The organism is Duganella sp. CF517 (genome assembly GCF_900110275.1).
Taxonomy (GTDB): Bacteria; Pseudomonadota; Gammaproteobacteria; order Burkholderiales; family Burkholderiaceae_D; genus Rugamonas.
This window is the reverse complement of record NZ_FODC01000001.1, coordinates 353189-373221: the sequence shown is the minus strand read 5'-3', so window position 1 is coordinate 373221 and position 20033 is coordinate 353189. Positions and strand designations below refer to the sequence as shown.

Below are 20033 nucleotides of genomic sequence, written 5' to 3'. Positions count from 1 at the left end.
CGACTAACGCTTCGACTAAAGCTTCGGCCAAGGCCCGTGCCCTTTTATTTCACGGTCAGCAGCGCGCCGCCCATGCCGATGAACAAGGCGCCGGTGGTGCGCTTGGTGAAGCGCGAGCGGGCCGCGCTCTGGCGTACCCGGCGCTTCATCCACGAGGCGCACACCACGTAGAAAAAGTGCGACAGCAGGCTGCAAGCGGTGAAGGTCGACGTCAGCAGCAGGAAACGCATCGGGTCGATGTGGTCCGGCGGCATGAACTGCGGGAACACGGCGGTGAAGAACAGGATCGCCTTGGGATTGCTGACGGCCACCAGCAGGCCGGAGCGGAAGGTGCTCCAGCGGCTGGCCTGGACGACCGGCGCCGTCGGCGCCGATTCATCGGCCTGGGCTGGCGCCTGCGACGCCTGGCGCCAGGTCTTCACCCCAAGATAGATCAAATAGGCGGCGCCGGCCACCTTGACCGCCCCAAAAGCGAGCGCCGAGGTCTTCAGCACGAGGCCGAGGCCGGCGACGGCGGTGGTGGCGACTATGAAGACGCCCAGCGCGTTGCCCAGCGAGCTGTACAAGGCGCGCCGCGCGCCCTGCGTGGCGGCGGTGGAGATCGCCATCAGCACGCCCGGGCCGGGGCTGAACGCCGCAGCCAGGGAAACGGAGAGGAACAGCAGCCAGGTCGAGAGTGTCATAAAGCGTATCCGATCAAACAACAGTGAGCATGGGCAATAGTATGCCATGCGCCGCCGCATGCTGCTGACGGCCCCGTGTTTCATCCCGGGCATGGTCCTTGCCTCATTATCTTTGCCTCAATCATGTTGGTACGCGGCAATTGTTCAGTTAAATACGGTCCGGTGTGCTTTAATGATGGTGCAGTGCAAAAATTGAAAGGCGGTGATTGGATGATGTGGTGGCATGCTTTAAGCGTAGCGGGTAGTTTGGCGGTGACGGGACCGATAGGCGTGGCGATCGGCGTATGGCTGCTCGCCGGCAAGTCCTGGAAGCTCTCATGGATGTGGGCGCTGTTGTTCGGCATCGGCATGGCGCTGGTCGTCATCACCAAGATGGCGTTCGTGGGCTGGGGCGTCGGCATTGAGGCGGTGGAGTTCGCCGGTTTCAGCGGCCACGCGATGCGCTCTGCAGCCGTGTATCCGGTCGCCGCTTTCCTCGCATTCCGCAGCTCCCGCAGCAATGCAAGGTATGCCGCCACGGCGATCGGCGTGGTCTTCGCCGTCCTCATTTCCATCTCGCGGGTGCCGACGATGGCGCACTCGGTGTCCGAATCGGTCACCGGAACGATACTGGGGCTGGCCATCGCCGCCGCGTTCATCCGTTATGCCAGCAGCGAGCGCCATTGGGCGCTGAGCCGCATGCTGGTCGTGCTGTGCCTGCCGATCCTGTTGATCGCGCCGCGCGTCGAGCCTGTTCCGGCTGAGCAATGGATCACCCAGGCGGCGTTGTATCTGTCCGGCCGCGACCAGCCTTATACCCGCGCCATGTGGACTGAGTCCAAGCATCGCGGCCACGAGTAGGGGCTTGGCGGGGGCTGTAGCGCCCTTCCGGCTGCGGCCGGGCTGCCCGTGTTTAAACCTTATTTAATGCGCTAAATGGTATTATTGTGATCTTTTACAGCCCATAGCCCAGATAATCACGTGCGTCTATCTTCCATTAAATTGTCGGGATTCAAGTCTTTCGTTGATCCCACCAATTTCCAGGTGCCGGGCCAGCTGGTTGGCGTGGTGGGACCGAATGGTTGCGGCAAATCGAATATCATCGATGCCGTGCGCTGGGTGCTGGGGGAATCGAAGGCCTCGGAGCTGCGCGGCGAATCGATGCAGGACGTGATTTTCAACGGCTCGACCCACCGCAAGCCGGCCGGGCGGGCGTCCGTCGAACTGGTCTTCGACAACAACGACGGCAAGGCCGCCGGCCAGTGGGGCCAGTACGCCGAGATCGCCGTCAAGCGCACCCTGACCCGCGACGGCACTTCGACCTATTACATCAACGGTCAGCCGGTGCGCCGGCGCGATATCCAGGACATCTTCCTCGGCACCGGACTCGGTCCGCGCGCCTACGCCATCATCGGCCAGGGCATGATCAGCCGTATCATCGAATCGCGTCCCGAGGAACTGCGCGTGTTCCTGGAGGAGGCGGCCGGCGTCTCCAAGTACAAGGAACGGCGCCGGGAGACCGAGAACCGCCTGCACGATACGCGCGAAAACCTGCTGCGCGTGGACGACATCCTGCGCGAGCTGAATTCGAACCTGGAAAAGCTGGAAGGCCAGGCCGCCGTCGCGACCAAATTCCACCAGCTGCAATCGGACCAGGAAGAGAAGCAAAAGCTGCTTTGGCTGCTGCGCAAGATCGAGGCGGAAAACGAGCAGAAAAAGTACTTCCGCGAGGTCGAGCAGGCGCAGAACGATCTGGAGGAGCAGACCGCGAAGCTGCGCAACGTCGAGGCGACGCTGGAGCACATGCGCCAGGCGCACTTCGCCGCCGGCGACCGCCTGCACACGGCGCAGGGCAGCCTGTATCAGACCAACGCCGAAATCGGCAGCCTGGAAGCGCAGATCAAATTCGTCATCGAATCGCGCGGCCGCCTGCAATCGCAGCTGGCGGCGCTGACCGCGCAGCGCGACCAGTGGCAGAACCAGGCCACCGAGTACGGCGGCCAGATCGAGGAAGCCGAATTCACGCTCGAAGAACTGTCGGCCAAGGTCGAGCAATCGCAGATGATGGCCGAGCAAAAAGGCGAGTCGCTGCCGATGCTGGAGCAGGCGTGGCGCGAAGCGCAGGCCAGGAGCACCGAATCGCGCGCCCGCATTATGCAGGCGCAGCAGCAGCTGGAGCTGGAGTCGGCGCACCAGCGCAACGCCAGCAACATCCTCAACGGACTGGCCGTGCGGCGCGAGCGCCTGCAGCAGGAAAAGGGCGGGCTGAGTCTGCCTGACAGCGCGCACCTGACCAATATGCGCATGCAGCTGGAGGAAAAGCAGCAGGCGCTGGAAGAACAAAGCTTCCTGCTGGAGGAGGCGCTGGAGCAGCAGCCGCGCCTTGAAGAGGAACGCCAGGCCGCGCAGCAGCAGGTCAATAGCGAAACCGCCGCCAACGCCCAATTGGAAGCGCGCCTGAACGCGCTGCGCCAGTTGCAGGAACGCGTGCAGACCCAGGGCAAGGTCACGCCGTGGCTGCAAAAGCACGAGCTGGACTCGTTGCCGCGCCTGTGGCAAAAACTGCATATCGAATCGGGCTGGGAGACTGCGCTGGAATCGGTGCTGCGCGAGCGCACGTCGGCGCTGCAAATGTCGAACATCGAATGGGCCAAGGCCTTCTTCGGCGACGCGCCGCCGGCCAAGCTGGCGCTGTTCGCGCCGTCGACGGCGGTGCCGCCGGCGCCGCTGGAAGCGCCGGGCCTGAAGCCGTTCCTGAATCTGCTCAAGCTCAACGACCCGTCGCTGCGCGGTTTGCTGCAGGACTGGCTGCACAACGCCTACCACGCCGAGGACGCGGCCGAAGCCTTCGCCGAACGCGCCAAACTGCCGGCCGGCGGCTACTTCGTCACCCGCCAGGGCCACGTCGTCACCCAGAACAGCGTGCGGTTTTACGCGGCCGATTCGGAGCAGGACGGCATGCTGGGACGGCAGCAGGAAATCGAGAACATCACCAAGCAGTTGCGCGCGCAGCAGATGCTGGCCGACGAGGCGCGCGCCCGTTCGGTGCGCGCCGAGGCGGCGCTGTCCGAGCACACGCGCCGCCTGACCGAGTACCGCGCCAAGCTGCAAAGCCTGCAGCAGTCGGTGCATACCTTGCAGCTGGATGTCGTCAAACTGTCGGAGATCGAGGCGCGCTTCAACCAGCGCAGCAACCAGATCGAAACCGACCTGGCCGAAATCGCCGCGCAGGAAGAGGAACAGACCCAGATCAAGATGGAGTCCGAGGAAAAGTTCGAGCAGCTCGATATGGAGCTGGGCAACCTGCAGGGCGACCACGAGGACGGCCAGACGGTTTTCCTGGAAAAGGAGCAGCGCCTGGCCGACGCCCGCGAAGCCTTGCGCGATCTGGAGCGCGCCGCGCAGGAGGCGCAATTCGCCGAAAAATCACAGCGCAACAAGATCGAGGAGTTGCGCCGTTCGATCGCCACCGCGACCGCGCAGGTGGCGCAGGTGACGCACAGCCTGGAGGCGGGCCAGCTCGAATTGGCGACGATGGAATCGGGCTCCGCCAACGACGGCTTGCAGGACCTGCTGGACCGCCGCACGGACCAGGAGAAGGCGCTGTCGGACGCGCGCCATGAACTCGACCAGATCACGCAGCAGCTGCGCCAGTTCGAGGAAGGTCGCATGTCGAGCGAACGCGCGCTGCAACCGCAGCGCGACAGGATCATGGAAATGCAGCTCAAGGAGCAGGCCGCGCGCCTGAACCAGGAGCAGTTCGCCGCGCAGCTGGCCGAGGTGCAGGCCGACGAGGCGGCGCTGGCCGAGAAGCTGCATCCGGATATGAAGGCGTCGTATCTGCAGGGCGAGGTCACGCGCCTGACCAACGCCATCTCGATGCTGGGCGCGGTCAACCTGGCGGCGCTGGACGAACTGGCGACGGCGTCAGAGCGCAAGAACTTCCTCGATTCGCAGAACGCCGACTTGAACGAGGCGATCAACACGCTGGAAGACGCCATCGCGCGGATCGACAAGGAAACGCGCGATCTGCTGCAAGATACCTTCGACCGCGTCAACGGTCACTTCTCCGAGCTGTTCCCGATCCTGTTCGGCGGCGGCCAGGCCAAGTTGATCATGACCGGCGACGAAATCCTCGACTCCGGCGTGCAGGTCATGGCGCAGCCGCCGGGTAAAAAGAACGCCACCATCCACCTGCTGTCCGGCGGCGAAAAAGCGCTGACGGCGACGGCGCTGGTGTTCTCGATGTTCCGACTTAACCCGGCGCCGTTCTGCCTGCTCGACGAGGTCGACGCACCGCTGGACGACGCCAATACCGAACGATTCTGCCGGATGGTCAAGCGCATGTCCGACCATACCCAATTCCTCTTCATCTCGCACAATAAGATTGCGATGGAGATGGCCAATCAACTAATCGGTGTGACGATGCAGGAGCAGGGCGTATCGCGCATCGTGGCGGTGGATATGCAGTCCGCCGCCAATTTCGCTTCAGAGGCACAAGCAGCATGACAGACCTTCAAATGAGTTTGATCGGGATCGCCGGCGTATTTGTCGCCGGTGTCTTCACCTACAACAAAATCCAGGAATACAAGGCCAAGAAGAGCGTCGAACGCGCCTTCGCGACCGATCACGACGATGTGCTGATGCGCACCGGCGAGGCGTCGCCTTCGGCGCCGGCCGCGGCGCGTCCCGAGCCGCGTCTGGAACCGCGCGTCGACCCGGTCGGCGGCGCGCGCCAGGAGCCTAGCTTCTCGCTCGACGGCGACACGCCGGCGCCGGGCGTCGCCGCGGGCTCCGAGGCGGCCGTGGCCGCGTCGCTGGGCGCCGTCGGCGGCGACTTCAGCACCGACCCTATCGATCCTTCCTCGTCGACCGAGGCGGCCGAAGCGGCCATGATCGCGCGCGCCAACGCCGCATCGGCGGCCGCCGCCGAACAGGCCACGGCGCTGGTCGACCCGTTGATCGACTGCCTGCTGCCGCTGGCGCTGGAAGGCGCGGCGCGCGGCGACAAGCTGCTGCCGGTGCTGCAAACGCTGCGCATGGTCGGCAACAAGCCGGTGCACTACATCGGCCTGGCCGTCAGCGGCGACTGGGAACCGATCGTCCACGGCGGCGTCTACACCAAGCTGCAGGGCGGCGTGCAACTGGCCAGCCGCAGCACCGCGTTGAACGAGCTGGAATACTCGGAACTGGTGACGCGCCTGCGCGCCATGGCCGACGAAATCGGCGCCGAACCTGAGATACCGGACATGATCGAAGTGATGGCCGAGGCGCGCAACCTGCACCGCTTCGTCGCCGGCCACGACGCGCAGCTGGGCGTCAACCTGCAATCTAACGGCGCGCCGTGGGCGATTTCGACCCTGATCGGCGCGCTGGAAAAGCAGGGCTTCGACGTGCGTCCGGACGGCCGCTTCGTCATGCCGGACGGCGACGGCGGCTTCCTGTTCTCGCTGTCGACCAACGTCACGCTGGCCGAGGAAACCACCTCGCGTCTGACCTTGCTGCTGGACGTGCCGTGCGTGGCGCCGGCGCGCGACGGCTTCGGCGCCATGGTGGCCTGCGCCAAATCGCTGGTGGGACGCCTGGACGGCACCATCGTCGACGACTACAACCAGCCGCTGACCGATGCCGCGCTGGGCGAGATCGCCACGCAGGTACAGGATTTTTACACCGAGATGAACGAGGCCGATATCCCGGCCGGTTCCACCCGCGCCCTGCGTTTGTTTAGCTGATTCTGGAAGTAGCAATGACTGAAGTGGATTACAAGGCGCGTATCGAATCGCTGAGCGCTGAGCTCAATCGCCACCTGCACGCCTATCATGTGGAAGACGCGCCGACCATCCCGGACGCGGAGTACGACAAACTGTTCATGGAGCTGCAGGCGCTGGAGCTCGAACACCCCGAGCTGGCGCTGGCCGACTCGCCCACCAAACGCGTGGGCGCGGCGCCACTGCCGCAGTTCGACCAGGTCACCCATTCGGTGCCGATGCTGTCGCTCAATAACGGCTTCGCCGACGAGGATGTCGAAAACTTCGACCGCCGCGTGCGCGAGGGCCTGGACGCGGCCGGCGCCGTCGAATACGCCGCCGAAGTCAAATACGATGGCCTGGCGATCAACCTGCGCTACGAAAACGGCGTGTTGGTGCAAGCGGCCACGCGCGGCGACGGCTACACCGGCGAGGACGTGACGGCCAACATCCGCACCATTCGCAGCATTCCGCTGCGCCTCAATTCGTCCAACCCGCCCGCCGTCCTCGACGTGCGCGGCGAGGTGCTGATGTTCAAAGCCGACTTCGACGCCATGAACGCGCGCCAGCGCGAAGCGGGGCAGAAGGAGTTCGTCAACCCGCGCAACGCGGCCGCGGGCAGCCTGCGCCAGCTTGATTCGCGCATCACCTCCGCGCGCAAGCTCAGTTTCTTCTGCTACGGCATCGGCATGCTCGATGGCGCCGAGATGCCGCCGTCGCATTCCGCGCTGCTGGAGTGGTACCGCACGCTCGGCTTGCCGGTGGCCAAGGAGGGCAAGGTGGTGAGCGGCTACGACGGCTTGATGGCGTACTACAAGCAGATCGGCCAAGCCCGTCCGACGATGCCGTACGAGATCGACGGCGTGGTGTACAAAGCCAATCTGCTGCAGGACCAGCGCACCCTGGGCTTCGTCTCGCGCGCGCCGCGTTTCGCGCTGGCGCACAAGTTTCCGGCCGAGGAGGCGCTGACCACCGTGCAGGCGATCGAAGTGCAGGTCGGCCGCACCGGCGCCATCACGCCGGTGGCGCGGCTGGCGTCCGTATTCGTCGGTGGCGTCAACGTCACCAATGCGACGCTGCATAACGAAGATGAAGTGCGCCGCAAGGACGTGCGCGTCGGCGACACGGTGATCGTGCGCCGTGCCGGCGACGTGATTCCGGAGGTGCTGGCCGTGGTGCTGGAGCGCCGGCCGACGCCGGAGCCGGCGATGTACGAGCTGCCGAAAACCTGCCCGGTGTGCGGCTCGCACGTGGTGCGGGAAGAGGGCGAGGCCATCGCCCGCTGCTCCGGCGGTTTGTTCTGCTCCGCGCAGCGCAAGGAGGCGATCCGCCACTTCGCCGGCCGCAAGATGATGGACATCGAAGGCCTGGGCGACCGCTATATCGACAGCCTGGTCGAATGGGGCAAGGTGCAGCGCGTGGCCGACCTCTACTCGCTCAAGCTCGACGACCTGCTGGAGATGAAGCGCCTGGCCGACGAGCGCGATGGCACCACTCCGGACACCGTCGCCAAGGGCAAGATCGCCACCAAGTGGGCCGACAATCTGCTGGAAGCCATCGCCGCCAGCAAGAACCCGCCGCTCGAACGCCTGCTGTTCGCGCTCGGCATCCGCCACGTCGGCGAATCGACCGCCAAGACCCTGGCCGAGTGGCTGGGACGCTTCGACCTGATACGCCGCGTGCCCGCCGCGCTGCTGCGCGTGCTGCCCGATATCGGTGGCACGGTGGCGCTGTCGATCGCCGAATTCTTCGCCGAGCCGAAAAACCAGGAGGCCATCGACGCCTTGCTGGCCGCCGGCGTGACGCCGAAAGGCGAGCATCCGCCGAGCGCCAAGCTGCGCGAGAAGCTCGACACCGTCAAGCTGATGGCGGCGCTGGCGATTCCGAAATTGACCGAACCGCGCAGCAAGCAGCTTGTCGACCAGGGCATGAGCCTGAAGGCGATGTCCAACCTGCCGATTTTCACCGTGTTCGGCCTGCCCGCCGCCGTCGGTGAAGCGCTGACGGCGTGGATGGCCGAACCGGGCAACCGCGAACTGGTCGCGTCGCTGCACCAGCTGCGCGAGGACTTGCTGGCGCAACTGCCGGCGGAAGCGGCCGAAGGTCCGCTGACCGGCAAGACCTTCGTGCTGACCGGGACCTTGCCGAACCTGAGCCGCGACGAGGCGGCCGCGCTGATCGAAGCGCAGGGCGGCAAGGTCTCCGGCTCGGTGTCGAAGAAGACCCACTACCTGGTGGCGGGCGCCGATGCCGGCAGCAAGCTGGCCAAGGCGCAGGAACTGGAAGTGACCATCCTCGACGAGGCGGGCCTGCAGGAACTGCTGGCGAAATAATGAAAGAGGTGGCGAGATGACCGTACGTGAAATCCTGAAGATGGGCGATCCGCGCTTGCTGCGCGTGGCCGAACCGGTGACCGAATTCGGCACGCCGGAGATGGCGCAGCTGATCGCCGACATGTTCGACACCATGCACGCGGCCAATGGCGCCGGCCTCGCGGCGCCGCAGATCGGCGTCAACCTGCAGCTGGTGATTTACGGCTTCAAGCAAAATCCGCGTTATCCGGACGCGCCGCAGGTGCCGGAGACGGTGCTGATCAACCCCGTCCTGACGCCGCTGTCGGATGAAAAGGAAGAGGGTTTCGAAGGCTGCCTCTCGGTGCCCGGCCTGCGCGGCAGCGTGCCGCGTTGGACCAAACTGCGCTACGAAGGCGTCGACCAGTTAAACCAGCCGATCGCGCGCGACGTGGACGGCTTCCACGCGCGCGTGGTCCAGCATGAAGTCGACCACCTGCTCGGCATGCTGTACCCGATGCGCATCACCGACTTCACCAAGTTCGGCTTCACCGACGTGATGTTCCCCGACCTCGATCCCAACGACGACGACTGAGGTCATCGTTCCAATAACTATAAACCATGCCACAATTCTCGTTCCAACAAAAAGTCTTCCTCTTCCTGCTGGGCATGGTCACCATCGCCTTCGTGTGGATACTCGCGCCCTACGGCGGCGCGATTTTCTGGGGCGTGGTGCTGGCGATCCTGTTCGCGCCGATCTACCGCTGGTTGTTGCAAAGAACCAGGAACAAGGCCAACCTGGCCTCGCTGTTGACGCTTTTGTTAATCATCGTGATCGTCATTCTGCCGCTGACCTTGGTGTCGATATCGATCGTCAACCAAGCCGCGTCGGTGGTGGAGATGGTGCGCTCCGGCGAAATCACCGTGGCCATGTTCTTCAACAAGATCATGGCCGCGCTGCCGAATTGGCTGATCTCGCTGCTCGACCGCTTCCACTTGACCAGCCTGGCATACCTGCAGGACCGGCTCACCGAAGTGGCGTCGCAAGTGAGCCAGGAGGTGGCCAAGCGCGCCATCAACGCCGGCCTGTACACCTTCGATTTCCTGACCAGCCTGTGTATTTTGCTGTACCTGCTGTTCTTCCTGCTGCGCGACGGCGACAAGCTGGCCAAGCGCATCCGGGAAGCCGTGCCGCTGAGCCCGAAGTACAAACAGCGCCTGTTCGTGAATTTCACGACCGTGATCCGCGCCACCGTCAAGGGCAACATCCTGGTCGCCATCGCGCAGGGCGCGCTTGGCGGCCTGATCTTCTGGTTCCTGGATGTGCGCGCGCCGGTGCTGTGGGGCGTGTTGATGGCGTTCCTGTCGCTGCTGCCGGCCATCGGCGCGGCCATCGTCTGGGCGCCGGTCGCGGTCTACTTCCTGGCGACGGGCGCGGTGTGGCAGGGCGTGACGCTGGCCGCGTTCGGCGTGTTCGTCATCGGCCTGGTCGACAACTTCCTGCGTCCGGTGCTGGTCGGCCAGGACACCAAGATGCCCGATTACGTGGTGTTGCTGTCGACGGTAGGCGGCATGGCCTTGTTCGGCCTGAACGGCTTCGTCATCGGCCCGGTGATCGCGGCGCTGTTCATCGCAGCCTGGGACTTGTTCGCCACCGCCCCCGAATTTCACGCCGACTAACCCCCCCGAGGGTCAGTGCCGACATTCGGACACGAACTGAACCACCCCGCGAGGGTCAGTGCCGACATTCGGACACGAACTGGACCTCAGCATTGCCGAGCTCCTGTCCGAATGTCGGCACTGACCCCCCTTAGGTCTTTGGGTTAATGTTGAGCTCCTGTCCGAATGTCGGCACTGACCCTCGGCGCTGCTGACCCTCGGTGCTCACCCGCGGTGGGTTAGGGGCCGTACGAAGGGCGGCATCGGCGCAGGGTATAGTTGTCCCATGCCTTCTCCGAAAAAATATCCCAGCACGTTGGACGGCCGCTACTTCATTGTCGACGGCCGGCTCTGGCGCATGAGCAATCCCGACCTGGCGCCGGAAGAACGGCAGCGGCTGGTCGACTTGCTGATGCGGGCGCGCCGCCAGGTGGGGGTGGCGAAGAAGGCCGGCGACGCCGAGGCGGAGCGCCGCGCCCGCGCCGCCGTCGATGAGGCCAAGCGCGCCTTGGGCGAGCGCGGCCCCGTTTGGTGGACCGACGGCGCCCCCGATTTCAACCGGCGATCTGTCGCGAATACCCCGTACGCCGACCAGGAAGTTCTTCATCCTCCAGCCTGAACACGACGACCAAGCGCGCCAGATTGGCAGCCTGCGTTTCCCGAATATGGCACTGCGCAGCCGCGCGGGGCCTAGTCGGCGGCGAGCAGGTCGCGCGCGTTGAGCAGCGCGTAGATGATCTCGGGATGCTGGCCAAAGCAGCGGCGTATCGCGGCGGGGATGTTTTCGCGGGTGCGCCGGCACAGGCCGGGCTGCTCCGCCAGTTTGATCTGCAAACCCATGACGGTGCGCACGCCGTTGGCGCTCGGGGTGATCGTCAGGCGTATGCCCAGAAGTTCCTGCATGCGCTGCTCGATGCGGCCCAGCGCCTCGTAGCTGTCGATCGCTTCGATGCGGGCGATCAGGGCTTTTTCCTCGTCGCGCGTCAGGCGCAGCACGCGGATGTCGGTCCGGTTGTCGCGCTCCCACGCGTCCAGCAGCTCGCCTTGCCGGCATTCGCAGGCGCCGGGCGGGCACTCTTTGCGGATGGGAAATGGCAGGGCAGCAGGCATGGGCGCACTCGCGGGAAAGGGAGTTAGATTCTACTCCGAAGGCGAAAGCCACGCGAGCGCCGCGCAACCGCGCATGTGGCCGGTATGTTAAGATTTTCCTTTCGCCAATAACCCATTTTTCCATGCGTTCGATCTACACAGTGCTGCTCGCGTGCTCCTTGCCGTGCGCGGTCCATGCGGCCGATTGGCATCCGTTCCGCTGGTACATGGCCAGCATCGGCGGCGGTCCCGTCGAGCGGGCGGCGATGCTGCTGCCGGTGAAGGTCAACGGCATCGATTGCCAGGTACAGCTCGATACCGGCGTCAGGGACGCGCTGATCTGGTCCAGACCGGCGCCTCCCTCCGGGACCGCGCCCGGCGAGACCCGGACGGCGCTGATCGAACTCGCCGGCATCCGCACGCACGTGCCCGCCCAGCCTGCCAACCTGTCGCCGTTGACGGCCGAGACCTGCTCCGCCGGCCCCATCGCCACCGTCGGCAACGCGTTTTTCGAGCATGGCACGCTGACCCTCGATTTGGGCGGCGCGCGCTTCGCGTTCGAGGCGGCGCCGACGTTGGCGGGTGAACCGGCGGCGCAATCCATGCGCTACACGCGCTGGCGGGAAGGCGGCGGCGCGCCGCTGGTGGAGGTGAAACGTCCCGGCGGCAAGACCGGCTACGCGCTGCTGGACACCGGCTCGGCGCGCTTCGGCCTGGTGGCGACCAGCGCGGACGCATGGGCCGACTTGTCCGGCGGCTTGGCCCTGGCTGCGGGGCCGCAGGTCAAGACCATGTCGGTGCAGAGCTGGGGGCGCCAGCTGCCGTGTTACGAGACCGCGCTCGCCGGCGGATTCGACGCCGGCGGAGCGCCGGGCTTGCAGGCCACCGTCTCCTACTGCGTGGAGCAGGAGTTCCATTTCGCCGTCAAGGTGATTGGCGTGCTCGGTTTGCGCCCGTTAGGCGACCGGGTGATCGCGCTCGACTACCTGTCCAACCGCTGGCGCCTGTCGGAAGCGGCGCCGCGGCCAGCGTCAGCCGGCCTGTAAGCGCTGCTGCAACAGCGCCAGCACGGCCGCTTCCTCCGGACGCAGCTCGTGCAGGTCTTCCTTCAACTCCTGCTTGGCGCGCTGGCGCAACGCCGTCAGCATCGTGCCGTCGAGATAGGACTCGATCACCGCCGGATGCACATAGCATTTGCGGCAAATGGTCGGCGTGTTGCCGAGTTTTTTGGCCACCGATTCGATCGCCTGCACGATGTTTTTCTTGGCCTGCGCCTCGGAGTCGTATTTTTCGTACTCCAGCAGCGCCACCGCCGCCAGCACGGTGCCCGACCAGGTGCGGAAGTCCTTGGCGGTGTAGTCCTCGCCGGCGATCGATTGCAGGTACTCGTTGACGTCGGCCGAGCCCACCGTATGCGGATTGCCGTCGTCGTCGACGTACTGGAACAGCTCCTGGCCCGGCAGGTCCAGGGTGCGGCGGATGGTGTTGGCCAGGCGCCGGTCCTGCACCTGCACCGTGTGGTTGACGCCGCTCTTGCCGCGGAAGCGGAACTCGACCTTGCTGCCGTCGAGCCGCACGTGGCGGTCGCGCAACGTGGTCAGGCCGAAAGACTTGTTCTCGCGCGCGTATTCCTCGTTCCCGATACGCATCATGGTCGCCTCCAGCAGGTAGACGATGGTGGCCAGCACCTTTTCGCGCGGCAGGCCCGGCTGCTTGAGCGCGGCGTCGACGGCCTTGCGGATGGCCGGCAGCGCCTTGCCGAATTTGAGCATGCGCTCGTATTTCGATTCGTCGCGCACCGAACGCCAGCGCGGATGGTAGCGGTACTGCTTGCGGCCGCGCGCGTCGCGACCCGTCGCTTGCAGGTGGCCCAGCGGCTGTTTGCAGATCCAGACGTCGGTCCAGGCCGGCGGTATGACCAGCGATTTGATGCGTGCGAGCGTGTCGGCGTCCTTGACCGCGTGGCCGTCGGCGTCGACGTAGTGGAAAGTCTTGCCGCGCTTGCGGCGCGCGATGCCCGGCTGGTGGTCGTGCACGTAGCGCAGGCCAGCCGCTTTGGCGGCGGTCTGCGCCTCGTCGGTGGCCGGGCCGGGGGCCGTTGTGACGGCAGCTGGGAGGTCGCGCTTCATTGCTGTCCTTGGGTAAGCAGTTTGGAAACAATCCTACCTTTTGAACCAGGGCAACGATGTGCGATAACGCACGCTTTATTCCATACGCTTAATCCATACGCTTAATCCATACGCTTAATCCATACGTTTGAGACGCTGGCCGAGGATGCCCCATTTGCACGGTTCGCCATCGACGGTGCCCGTCAAAGCCCAGCCGGTGCCGACCTTTTCGACCCCGATCTCGCATTCGAGTTCCTTGGCCAGTTTTTCGGCCCAGCCGCGCGCGGCGCCCTGGCCTTTGAACAGTTCGTTGCCTTCATAGATGACGGTGGCGTCGAACACTGGGGCGGCAAAGATGGTCATGATGGTCTTCCGTTAAATCTGAAAGCGCGATTGTGCCACTAATCGTGCCGCCGTACGTCATTCGACGTATTCCCCGCGTTGGCCACGCTGGATAAAGTTGCAACATTAGTTCAACAACAGTCCAACCAAGGGGAAACACGATGCGTCTGAAACGGGGAGGCCGGCAAGTGCTGCTGGCGGCGGCGGTGGCGGCGGTGGCGGCGGGCATAGCCAACCCGGCTTGCGCCGGCGCGACGATCAACATGGGCGACGACAAGTCGGTCAGCGTCGGCTTCGGCCTGCGCGAGAGCTTCACCAGCGCGGAAGACGCGGCGCCCAACGGCAGCGGGCGTTCGCAGGACTTCAACCTCGACAGCGGCCGCCTGTACTTCGGCGCTTCGTTGAACAAGAACATCAAGGGCATGTTCAACACCGAGTGGGACGGCGACAAGATCCGCGTGCTCGACGCCGCCGGCCAGTTCGCCATCTCGCCCGAATTCAATATCTGGGCCGGCCGCCTGCTGTCGCCGAGCGACCGCGCCAACATGGCCGGTCCGTACTACTCGATGGGCGGCGGCTACTGGGCCGGCGTGGCCTCGCGCTACGGCTACAACGGCGGCATCTTCCGCGGCCGCGACGACGGCGTCGTCGTCTGGGGCAACGTCGCCGACGGCAAGCTCGGTTACTCGTTCGGCGCCTTCGAGGGCCACACCTTCGGCATCGGCTCGCTGACGCAGTCGCAGGCCAAGGCGGCCGGCGTCAACGCCGACGACTCGCTGATGTACGCGGGCCGCCTGCAGTACGACTTCTGGGACGCGGAACCGGGCTACTACGGCACCGGCAATTACCTCGGCAACGCCGACATCCTGTCGATCGGCGTGGCGGGGCGCTACCAGAAGGACGGCATCCTGACCGTCGCCAAGAACGGCAAGTACAGCTCCTACAACGTCGACTTCCTGATGGAGAAGCGTTTCAAGGGCTCCGGCGCGGTGGCGGTGGAAGCGGCCTACTACGACTACGACACCGACGACATCATCCTGGCGGAGCAGGGCAAGGCCTATTCGGCGGGCGTGTCCTATATCTTCGAACAGAAGGCCGGCTGGGGCAAGCTGCAGCCGTTCGCGCACTGGCAGAAGTTCTCCGCCGATACCAACATCGACACCAAACAAGTCGACGCCGGCGTGAACTACATCATCGACGGCTACAACGCCCAGGTGAGCGCCTTCTACTCGAAGACCAAGGTCACCAGCGTGGCCAGCCAGGACAAATTCTCGGTCACTTTGCAGCTGCAATACTAATCTCGCCACCCACGGAGTCATCACATGCAAAATCGTCGCAATTTCATCGGCACCATCAGCCGCATCGCCGCCGCAACCTCCATGCTGGCCGCCGGCGTCACGCTGTCTACCTCGGCCTACGCCGCCGACACCATCAAGGTCGGCATCCTGCACTCGCTGTCGGGCACCATGGCCATCTCGGAGACGTCGCTCAAGGACGTCGCCTTGATGACCATCGACGAGATCAACGCCAAGGGCGGCGTGATGGGCAAGAAGCTCGAGGCGGTGGTCGTCGATCCGGCCTCCAACTGGCCGCTGTTCGCCGAAAAGGCGCGCGGCCTGATCGCCCAGGACAAGGTGGCCGCCGTCTTCGGCTGCTGGACGTCGGTGTCGCGCAAGTCGGTGCTGCCGGTGTTCAAAGAGTTGAATAGCCTGTTGTTCTACCCGGTGCAGTACGAGGGCGAGGAGCTGGAGAAGAACGTCTTCTACACCGGCGCGGCGCCGAACCAGCAGGCGATTCCCGCCGTCGAATACCTGATGAGCAAGGACGGCGGCGGCGCCAAGCGCTTCGTGCTGCTGGGGACCGACTACGTTTATCCACGCACCACCAACAAGATCCTGCGCGCTTTCCTGAAAAGCAAAGGCGTGAAGGATAGCGACATCGACGAGGTCTACACCCCGTTCGGCCACTCCGACTACCAGACCATCGTCGCCAACATCAAGAAGTTCTCGGCGGGCGGCAAGACGGCCGTGATCTCGACCATCAACGGCGACTCCAACGTGCCGTTCTACAAAGAGCTGGGCAACGCCGGCCTGAAGGCGACCGACGTGCCGGTGGTGGCGTTCTCGGTGGGCGAGGAGGAACTGCGCGGCGTCGACACCAAGCCGCTGCTGGGCCATCTGGCGGCCTGGAACTACTTCGAATCGGTGAAGAATCCGGTCAACACGGAATTCATCAAGAAGTGGAAGGCCTACGCCGTCGCCAAGAAGCTGCCGAACGCGAAAACGGTGGTGACCAACGACCCGATGGAAGCGACCTACGTCGGCATCCACATGTGGGCGCAGGCGGTGGAGAAGGCCAAGTCGACCGATACCGACAAAGTGATCGCGGCGATGGGCGGCCAGACCTTCAAGGCGCCGTCGGGCTTCACCCTGACGATGGACGCGACCAACCACCACTTGCACAAACCGGTGTTCATCGGCGAGATCCGCGCCGACGGGCAGTTCAACGTCGTGTGGAAGACGCCTGGTCCGGTGCGCGCGCAGCCTTGGAGCCCGTACATCCAGGGTAACGAAGGCAAGCAAAAGCTGTAATCGTGAGCCGGCCGCCGTCCGGCGGCCGGCCGGCTTCACTTGAGGAATACGTATCTTGAAAAAACTCCTGCTTATCGCCGCCATGCTGCTTGCCGGCGCGGCACAGGCGGCCATCGACAGCGCCTTGCTGGCGCCTTTGACTGGCGACGACCCCGACGCCCGCATCGAGGCGGTCGGCCGGATCGGCGCCCTGGCCAGTGACGACGCCACCCGCCTGCTGATGGCGATGAAAAACGGCGACGCCTACGCGGCGCCGGATGGCCAGGTATTGATCGTCACCGACGACAAGGCCTACAACCCCGCCACCGGCGCCACCGGGCCGCTGCCCGAGGGGATCGATGGCCTGATGATCAACAACCGGCTGCGCGGCGCGATCGACGACGCGTTGTCGGCGCTTAAACTCCTTTCCTCCGACCGCACCGAACGCCTGGCGGCCGTCACCGAACTGCAAAAAAGCGTGACCCTGGCGCAGGCGCCGCTGATCGACAAGGCGCTGGCCAAGGAAACCGACGCCGACATCCGCCCCCTGCTGCAACTGGTCGCGGCGACCGCCAACCTGCAATCGCCCGACGCCGCCAAGCGCAAAGCGGCGGTGGAGGCGTTGGCCGACAGCAGCAACGCCAACCTGCGCCCGACCTTGCAGGCGATGCTGAACAAAAACGCCGACGGCACGCCGGCCGAACCGGATGAAGGCGTGCGCGTGGCCGCCGCGCGCACGCTGGCGGCCATCGACAGCCGGCTGGCGCGCACTGAATTCATCGGCAATGTCTTCTACGGCATCTCGCTGGGCAGCGTGCTGCTGCTGACGGCCCTGGGCCTGGCGATCACTTTCGGCCTGATGGGCATCATCAACATGGCGCACGGCGAACTGCTGATGATCGGCGCCTACACCACCTATCTGTGCCAGACCGCCTTCCGCCAGTACTTTCCATCGGCGGTGGACGCCTACCTGATCGCCGCGCTGCCGGCCGCCTTCCTCGTTACGGCGGCGGTGGGCGTGGCGATGGAACGCACGGTGATCCGCTGGCTCTATGGCCGTCCGCTGGAGACGCTGCTGGCCACCTGGGGCATCAGCCTGATTTTGATGCAGGGCGTGCGCACCATCTTCGGAGCTCAAAACGTCGAAGTGGCCAATCCGTCGTGGATGTCGGGCGGCGTGACGGTGCTGGGCAACCTGGTGCTGGCGTACAACCGCATCGCCATCATCGTCTTCGCCATGATCGTGGTGGCGGGCGTGTGGCTGATCCTGAACAAGACGCGACTGGGCCTGTTCGTGCGCGCCGTGATGCAGAACCGCCGCATGGCCGGCTGCGTCGGCGTCTCCACCGCCAAGATCGACATGATGACCTTCGGCCTGGGTTCCGGCATCGCCGGCCTGGGTGGCGTGGCGCTGTCACAGTTGGGTAACGTGGGACCGGACCTGGGCCAGGGCTACATCGTCGATTCGTTCATGGTGGTGGTGCTGGGCGGCGTCGGCCAGTTGGCCGGCACGATCATCGCGGCCATCGGCCTCGGTGAGGCCAACAAATTCCTGGAACCGGTGGCCGGCGCGGTGCTGGCCAAGATCGCCATCCTGATCTTCATCATTATCTTTATCCAGAAGCGGCCGCAGGGGCTGTTCGCCATGAAAGGCAGGAGTGCCGAATGATTCATAGCTCATTGTTTTCGCGCCGGGCTTGGAGCGGCATCGTCGCCACCTGCGTCGTGCTGGCGGCGCTGCCGTTGCTTAATCTGGTTTTCCCGGACGGCCACGCGCTGCACGTGCCCAGCTACATGGTCAGCCTGATCGGAAAGTTCATGTGCTACGCACTGGCCGCGCTGGCGCTCGACATGGTGTGGGGTTACGCCGGCATCCTGTCGCTGGGCCACGGCGTATTCTTCGCGCTGGGCGCTTACGCCCACGGCATGTACCTGATGCGCGCCATCGGCAGGGACGGCGTGTACCAAAGCGATCTGCCGGACTTCATGGTCTTCCTCGATTGGAAAACCTATCCGTGGTACTGGACCGCGACCGACAGCTTCTGGTACTGCCTGGCGCTGGTGGTGCTGGTGCCCGGCGTGCTGGCCTTCGTGTTCGGCTTCTTCGCCTTCCGCTCACGCATCAAGGGCGTGTACTTCTCGATCATCACGCAGGCGATGACCTACGCCTTCATGCTGCTGTTCTTCCGTAACGACACCGGCTTTGGCGGTAACAACGGCTTCACGGACTTCAAACGGATTCTCGGCTATTCGATCAGCGCGCCGGGCACCAAGGCGACCTTGTATCTGGTGACCCTGGCGGTGCTGGCCGGATCGCTGCTGCTGTGCCGCGCGATCGTGCAATCGAAGCTGGGAAGGGTGCTTCAAGCCGTGCGCGATTCGGAATCGCGGTTGATGTTCATCGGCTATAACCCGCTGTGGTTCAAATTGTTCGTGTGGACGCTGTCGGCGGTGCTGTGCGGGATCGCCGGCGCCCTGTATGTGCCGCAGGTCGGCATCATCAACCCGTCCGAAATGTCGCCGGCGAATTCGATCGAGATGGTGATCTGGGCCGCCGTCGGCGGGCGCGGAACCCTGATCGGTCCTATCATCGGCGCGTTCTCGGTCAATGGTTTGAAGAGCTGGTTCACCGGCGCCTTTCCGGACCTGTGGCTGTTCGCGTTGGGATTGATATTCATTTTAGTGACGCGCTATCTGCCGCAGGGCATCGCCGGCCTGGCGGCGCGTTGGGGCAATGGCCGGGACAAGGCGCACGAGGAGGCGGCATGAGCGGAAACGAGAGCTATGACCGCGTTGCAGGGCAGGGACTGGATACGACGCACGGCGCGATCCTGTACCTGGAGGAGATCACGGTGTCGTTCGACGGCTTCCGGGCGCTCAATAAACTGAGCCTGGATATCTCGGTCGGCGAGCTGCGGTGCATCATCGGGCCCAACGGCGCCGGCAAGACGACGATGATGGACGTCATCACCGGCAAGACGCGGCCGACGTCGGGCACCGCCTACTTCGGCCAGACCATGGACTTGAGCCGCATGACCGAGTATCAGATCGCCCACGCCGGCATCGGCCGCAAGTTCCAGCGTCCGACCATCTTCGAGCAGCATACGGTGTTCGAGAACCTGGAGCTGGCGATGAAGACCGACAAGCGCGTGCGGCCAACCCTGTTCGCGCGGCTGAATTCCGAGCAGCGCGGCAAGATCGACGAGATCCTCAAGCTGATACGCCTGAACGGCAGCGAGAGGCGGCTGGCCGGCCTGCTGTCGCACGGGCAGAAGCAATGGCTGGAGATCGGCATGCTGCTGATGCAGGAGCCGCAGCTGATTTTGCTCGACGAGCCGGTGGCCGGCATGTCCGACGCCGAGACGGCGCGCACGGCCGAACTGTTGAACGAATTACGCGGCAAGCATTCGATCATGGTGGTCGAACACGACATGGCGTTCGTGACGGAGATCGCGCAGCAGGGCGTGGTGACGGTGCTGCACGAGGGTTCGGTGCTGGCGCAGGGGACGATGGCGCAGGTGCAGTCCGACGAGCGGGTGATCGAAGTCTATCTGGGACGCTGAAG

17 protein-coding genes are annotated in these 20033 nt (G+C 64.8%); 13 read left to right on the top strand and 4 right to left on the bottom strand.

From position 1 onward, the window contains the following. Window positions 1-44: 44 nt before the first annotated feature. The gene (locus BMX85_RS01445; RefSeq protein ID WP_090313916.1) at window positions 45-683 is read right to left on the bottom strand and encodes a LysE family translocator; all 639 of its coding nucleotides are present in this window, start codon (window positions 681-683) and stop codon (window positions 45-47) included. Window positions 684-935: 252 nt separating this feature from the next. Here BMX85_RS01445 and BMX85_RS01440 point away from each other — a divergent pair, with 252 nt between their 5' ends. The 7 genes from BMX85_RS01440 (at window position 936) to BMX85_RS01410 (ending at window position 10978) form a co-directional block, all read left to right on the top strand. Continuing rightward, window positions 936-1523: a phosphatase PAP2 family protein gene (locus BMX85_RS01440; RefSeq protein WP_229210231.1), complete on the top strand. Its 588-nt coding sequence runs from the start codon at window positions 936-938 to the stop codon at window positions 1521-1523. 120 nt (window positions 1524-1643) lie between these two features. Continuing rightward, window positions 1644-5171, top strand: a complete 3528-nt coding sequence (gene smc / locus BMX85_RS01435) for a chromosome segregation protein SMC (protein ID WP_090313914.1) — start codon at window positions 1644-1646, stop codon at window positions 5169-5171. Beyond that, window positions 5168-6394 (top strand): cell division protein ZipA C-terminal FtsZ-binding domain-containing protein, encoded by a 1227-nt coding sequence (locus tag BMX85_RS01430; RefSeq protein WP_090313913.1) that lies wholly within the window; start codon window positions 5168-5170, stop codon window positions 6392-6394. The genes smc and BMX85_RS01430 overlap by 4 nt, the downstream gene beginning before the upstream one ends. Before the next feature lie 14 nt (window positions 6395-6408). Next, on the top strand, window positions 6409-8742 hold the full coding sequence (gene ligA / locus BMX85_RS01425) for an NAD-dependent DNA ligase LigA (protein WP_090313912.1): 2334 nt from the start codon (window positions 6409-6411) through the stop codon (window positions 8740-8742). A 16-nt stretch (window positions 8743-8758) separates the two neighbouring features. Next, the gene (gene def, locus BMX85_RS01420) at window positions 8759-9295 is read left to right on the top strand and encodes a peptide deformylase (protein ID WP_090313911.1); all 537 of its coding nucleotides are present in this window, start codon (window positions 8759-8761) and stop codon (window positions 9293-9295) included. 26 nt (window positions 9296-9321) lie between these two features. Beyond that, window positions 9322-10380: an AI-2E family transporter gene (locus BMX85_RS01415; protein WP_090313910.1), complete on the top strand. Its 1059-nt coding sequence runs from the start codon at window positions 9322-9324 to the stop codon at window positions 10378-10380. A gap of 265 nt (window positions 10381-10645) precedes the next feature. After that, on the top strand, window positions 10646-10978 hold the full coding sequence (locus BMX85_RS01410; RefSeq protein WP_090313909.1) for a hypothetical protein: 333 nt from the start codon (window positions 10646-10648) through the stop codon (window positions 10976-10978). A 71-nt stretch (window positions 10979-11049) separates the two neighbouring features. Here BMX85_RS01410 and BMX85_RS01405 read toward each other — a convergent pair whose 3' ends face one another. Beyond that, complete coding sequence (locus BMX85_RS01405) at window positions 11050-11469, bottom strand: hypothetical protein (RefSeq protein ID WP_090313908.1); 420 nt, start codon at window positions 11467-11469, stop codon at window positions 11050-11052. 122 nt (window positions 11470-11591) lie between these two features. Between BMX85_RS01405 and BMX85_RS01400 the strand changes: the two genes are divergently transcribed. Further along, entirely contained in the window at window positions 11592-12494 is a 903-nt protein-coding gene (locus BMX85_RS01400) for a hypothetical protein (protein ID WP_090313907.1), read from the top strand. On the opposite strand, the gene BMX85_RS01395 is transcribed toward BMX85_RS01400, so the two are convergent. Both BMX85_RS01395 and BMX85_RS01390 read right to left on the bottom strand, forming a co-directional pair. Then, window positions 12480-13577 carry a DNA topoisomerase IB gene (locus BMX85_RS01395; RefSeq protein WP_090313906.1) on the bottom strand — a complete coding sequence of 366 codons (1098 nt, stop codon included), beginning with the start codon at window positions 13575-13577 and terminating at the stop codon, window positions 12480-12482. The genes BMX85_RS01400 and BMX85_RS01395 overlap by 15 nt on opposite strands. Window positions 13578-13691: 114 nt before the next feature. Beyond that, window positions 13692-13919: a hypothetical protein gene (locus tag BMX85_RS01390; protein WP_090313905.1), complete on the bottom strand. Its 228-nt coding sequence runs from the start codon at window positions 13917-13919 to the stop codon at window positions 13692-13694. A gap of 140 nt (window positions 13920-14059) precedes the next feature. Between BMX85_RS01390 and BMX85_RS01385 the strand changes: the two genes are divergently transcribed. The 5 genes from BMX85_RS01385 to urtD all read left to right on the top strand — a co-directional run bounded on the left by BMX85_RS01385 (window position 14060) and on the right by urtD (window position 20031). Further along, window positions 14060-15196 (top strand): porin, encoded by a 1137-nt coding sequence (locus BMX85_RS01385; protein WP_177196623.1) that lies wholly within the window; start codon window positions 14060-14062, stop codon window positions 15194-15196. An 81-nt stretch (window positions 15197-15277) separates the two neighbouring features. Beyond that, entirely contained in the window at window positions 15278-16489 is a 1212-nt protein-coding gene (gene urtA / locus BMX85_RS01380) for an urea ABC transporter substrate-binding protein (RefSeq protein ID WP_229210318.1), read from the top strand. An 82-nt stretch (window positions 16490-16571) separates the two neighbouring features. Continuing rightward, complete coding sequence (urtB, locus tag BMX85_RS01375) at window positions 16572-18137, top strand: urea ABC transporter permease subunit UrtB (protein WP_177196665.1); 1566 nt, start codon at window positions 16572-16574, stop codon at window positions 18135-18137. After that, window positions 18134-19237 carry an urea ABC transporter permease subunit UrtC gene (gene urtC / locus BMX85_RS01370; RefSeq protein ID WP_090313902.1) on the top strand — a complete coding sequence of 368 codons (1104 nt, stop codon included), beginning with the start codon at window positions 18134-18136 and terminating at the stop codon, window positions 19235-19237. Before urtB ends, urtC begins: the two co-directional genes overlap by 4 nt. Further along, window positions 19234-20031: an urea ABC transporter ATP-binding protein UrtD gene (urtD, locus tag BMX85_RS01365; protein WP_090313901.1), complete on the top strand. Its 798-nt coding sequence runs from the start codon at window positions 19234-19236 to the stop codon at window positions 20029-20031. The genes urtC and urtD overlap by 4 nt, the downstream gene beginning before the upstream one ends. Window positions 20032-20033: the final 2 nt, after the last annotated feature.

Coding starts and splice junctions, on each gene's coding strand:
- BMX85_RS01445 (WP_090313916.1), bottom strand. CDS start 683: ATGACACTCTCGACCTGGCTGCTGTTCCTCTCCGTTTCCCTGGCTGCG.
- BMX85_RS01430 (WP_090313913.1), top strand. CDS start 5,168: ATGACAGACCTTCAAATGAGTTTGATCGGGATCGCCGGCGTATTTGTC.
- ligA (WP_090313912.1), top strand. CDS start 6,409: ATGACTGAAGTGGATTACAAGGCGCGTATCGAATCGCTGAGCGCTGAG.
- def (WP_090313911.1), top strand. CDS start 8,759: ATGACCGTACGTGAAATCCTGAAGATGGGCGATCCGCGCTTGCTGCGC.
- BMX85_RS01415 (WP_090313910.1), top strand. CDS start 9,322: ATGCCACAATTCTCGTTCCAACAAAAAGTCTTCCTCTTCCTGCTGGGC.
- BMX85_RS01410 (WP_090313909.1), top strand. CDS start 10,646: ATGCCTTCTCCGAAAAAATATCCCAGCACGTTGGACGGCCGCTACTTC.
- BMX85_RS01405 (WP_090313908.1), bottom strand. CDS start 11,469: ATGCCTGCTGCCCTGCCATTTCCCATCCGCAAAGAGTGCCCGCCCGGC.
- BMX85_RS01400 (WP_090313907.1), top strand. CDS start 11,592: ATGCGTTCGATCTACACAGTGCTGCTCGCGTGCTCCTTGCCGTGCGCG.
- BMX85_RS01395 (WP_090313906.1), bottom strand. CDS start 13,577: ATGAAGCGCGACCTCCCAGCTGCCGTCACAACGGCCCCCGGCCCGGCC.
- BMX85_RS01390 (WP_090313905.1), bottom strand. CDS start 13,919: ATGACCATCTTTGCCGCCCCAGTGTTCGACGCCACCGTCATCTATGAA.
- BMX85_RS01385 (WP_177196623.1), top strand. CDS start 14,060: ATGCGTCTGAAACGGGGAGGCCGGCAAGTGCTGCTGGCGGCGGCGGTG.
- urtA (WP_229210318.1), top strand. CDS start 15,278: ATGCTGGCCGCCGGCGTCACGCTGTCTACCTCGGCCTACGCCGCCGAC.
- urtB (WP_177196665.1), top strand. CDS start 16,572: ATGCTGCTTGCCGGCGCGGCACAGGCGGCCATCGACAGCGCCTTGCTG.
- urtC (WP_090313902.1), top strand. CDS start 18,134: ATGATTCATAGCTCATTGTTTTCGCGCCGGGCTTGGAGCGGCATCGTC.
- urtD (WP_090313901.1), top strand. CDS start 19,234: ATGAGCGGAAACGAGAGCTATGACCGCGTTGCAGGGCAGGGACTGGAT.